Below are 2,366 nucleotides of genomic sequence, written 5' to 3'. Positions count from 1 at the left end.
GCCGTCGGGCAGCAGGATGGTGTCGTCCTGGGTGCGGCCGAAGGCGCGGGACTTCTCGGCGGTCCAACTGCCGTTGGAGAAGCGCAGGGTGCTCGCGCCGACGGTGCCGGACTTGGCGATGGTGACCTTGGCCGAGGTGCGGCCGCTCTGCGAGCCCTTGGACTCGATCAGCTTCACGACGTCCATGCCCTCGACGACCTCGCCGAAGACGACGTGCTTGCCGTCCAGCCAGGCGGTCGGGATGGTGGTGATGAAGAACTGCGAGCCGTTGGTGTTCTTGCCGGCGTTGGCCATGGAGAGCAGGCCCGCCTGGGTGTGCTTGATCTGGAAGTTCTCGTCCTCGAACTTCTCGCCGTAGATGCTCTTGCCACCGGTGCCGTTGTGGTTGGTGAAGTCACCACCCTGCAGCATGAACTCGGGGATCACGCGGTGGAAGCCGGAGCCCTCGTAGCCGAAGCCGTTCTGGCCGGTGGCGAGCTCGCGGAAGTTGCGGGCGGTCTTCGGGACGACGTCGTCGTACAGCTTGAAGACGATGCGGCCCGACGGGACGCCGTCGATCTCGATGTCGAAGAAAACGTTGGAAGCCATGCAGGGATCATGGCACGAGCGGCGGGCCGTCGCGCGCCACCCCCGGTGGGGCGGCGCGTGGCAGTGGCGTGTTATCCGGCCCCGGACCGGGCTCGGCGGCCGGTGCGGGCGCTCAGGCCGAAGGCTTGCGGGCGAACACGTACGCCTGCGCGGCCGTCTCCACGCCCGGTTCCGGCTCGCGGACCGTCCGGGAGGTCACCTCCAGCCCGGCCGCCCGGGTCAGCTCCTCGATCCGGTCCGGCTGCCGGCGGCGGAAGTCCAGCACCACCGGGTGGCCGAAGGGCCGGTCGATCCGCAGGGGTTCGTCGCCGACCTGGAAGGCGAGCAGCAGATGACCGCCCGGGGCCAGCACCCGCGCGAACTCGGCGAACACCTCCGGCAGCCGCTCCGAGGGCGTGTGGATGATCGAGTACCAGGCCGCCGCACCGGTCAACTCGCCGTCCTGGAAGGGGAGGTCGAACAGCGATCCCTCGGTGAAGCTCAGCTCCGGGTAGGTCCGGCGGGCCAGCCCGACCATCTCCGGGGAGAGGTCGATGCCGCTGACGTCGAGGCCCAGCCCGTGCAGGTGGTGCGTCACCCGGCCCGGCCCGCAGCCGAGTTCGGCCACCCGGCCGTCCGCGCGCTCGCCCCGCACCAGCTCGGCGAAGAGGGCCAGCACCGCCCGGTCGACCGGGCTGCCCGCCAACTGCTCGCGGAAGCGCTCGGCGTAGTCCGCGGCGATGGCGTCGTAGAACGCCCTGGTCTCGGTGAGGAACTCCGGCTCGGTCATGGTCGAGCACCCTACTCACGGCCCCGCTAGACGGCTGCACCGATCGGCCGAGGAAGAGCGGTCACCCCGCCCCGGCGCGTGTAGGCGGCCGTGGGCATGCCGACCGTCCGTACCGCGAGCACGCGGTGACGGCCGGGCCGTGCGTGCTAGAACCGACGGCGGGCCCATCGAACGAACGACCGCGCGACTCCATGCCACCCACCACCCTGGGAGACCCATGTCTGCCGCACGTCGCCTCCGCCACCTCGTCGCCCTGCTCGGAGCCCTCGCCCTCCTGCTCTCCGGCGCCGCCACGGCCACCGCCGCGCCCACCGCACCGGCCGCACCGGCCGCGTCCGCCGCCCTCACCGGCCTGGACGGCACCTGGTCGTGCAGCGTGCCCTCCGGGTACGTCTACGACCAGGTGACCCAGACCGGCCAGTGCGGCTCCGGCAGCTGGCCCGGCCCGTCCTACCACCTGCGCACCCCGGTGGACGGCCTGACCGCCTGCGCCACCGCGCCCGGCTTCGTCTACGACTCGGTCACCGGCACCACCGCCTGCGACCAGCTCGGCCGCACCCCGACCACCACCTACCGGCTGCGCACCCCGGTGGACGGGATGACGGCCTGCGCCACCAACCCGGGCTGGACGTACGACCTGGTCACCAGCACCCAGACCTGTAGCCAGCTGAGCGGCGTCACCGCCACCACCTACCGCCTGCGGATCCCCGTCAACGGCCTCTGGGCGTGCAGCGTCCCCAGTGGCTGGACGTACACCTCGACCACCACCAACTACGACTGCGCCTACTACCGGGGCTCCACGGCCACCAAGTACCTGCTGGCCCACTGACCCGGCCACGGGACGGCGACGGCCCCCGACCGCGGGGTGCGGTCGGGGGCCGTCGGGGGCCGTCGGGGCCGTCAAGCCTCGGGGTTACGGGAGGTTGCGGGCCATGACGATGCGCTGGACCTGGTTGGTGCCCTCGTAGATCTGGGTGATCTTCGCGTCCCGCATCATCCGCTCCACCGG

3 protein-coding genes and 1 pseudogene are annotated in these 2,366 nt (G+C 71.7%); 1 reads left to right on the top strand and 3 read right to left on the bottom strand.

Annotated features, from left to right (window positions below):
- Positions 1 to 96 precede the first annotated feature (96 nt).
- Positions 97 to 588 (bottom strand): annotated as a pseudogene (locus ABTY15_RS39555) (peptidylprolyl isomerase); the annotation flags it as partial.
- Positions 589 to 700: 112 nt separating this feature from the next.
- Entirely contained in the window at positions 701 to 1,357 is a 657-nt protein-coding gene (locus ABTY15_RS39550; RefSeq protein WP_350607602.1) for a class I SAM-dependent DNA methyltransferase, read from the bottom strand.
- A gap of 217 nt (positions 1,358 to 1,574) precedes the next feature.
- Here ABTY15_RS39550 and ABTY15_RS39545 point away from each other — a divergent pair, with 217 nt between their 5' ends.
- Complete coding sequence (locus ABTY15_RS39545) at positions 1,575 to 2,186, top strand: hypothetical protein (RefSeq protein ID WP_350607598.1); 612 nt, start codon at positions 1,575 to 1,577, stop codon at positions 2,184 to 2,186.
- Between the two features lie 84 nt (positions 2,187 to 2,270).
- On the opposite strand, the gene ABTY15_RS39540 is transcribed toward ABTY15_RS39545, so the two are convergent.
- Positions 2,271 to 2,366, bottom strand: a 96-nt coding sequence (locus tag ABTY15_RS39540; protein ID WP_157849844.1) for an acyl-CoA dehydrogenase family protein, incomplete at its 5' end; no start/stop codon positions are given.

The organism is Kitasatospora sp. NPDC097643, assembly GCF_040302625.1.
Lineage (GTDB): Bacteria > Actinomycetota > Actinomycetes > Streptomycetales > Streptomycetaceae > Kitasatospora.
The sequence above is the reverse complement of the archived record's forward strand: the minus strand, read 5'-3'. Positions and strand labels throughout refer to the sequence as shown.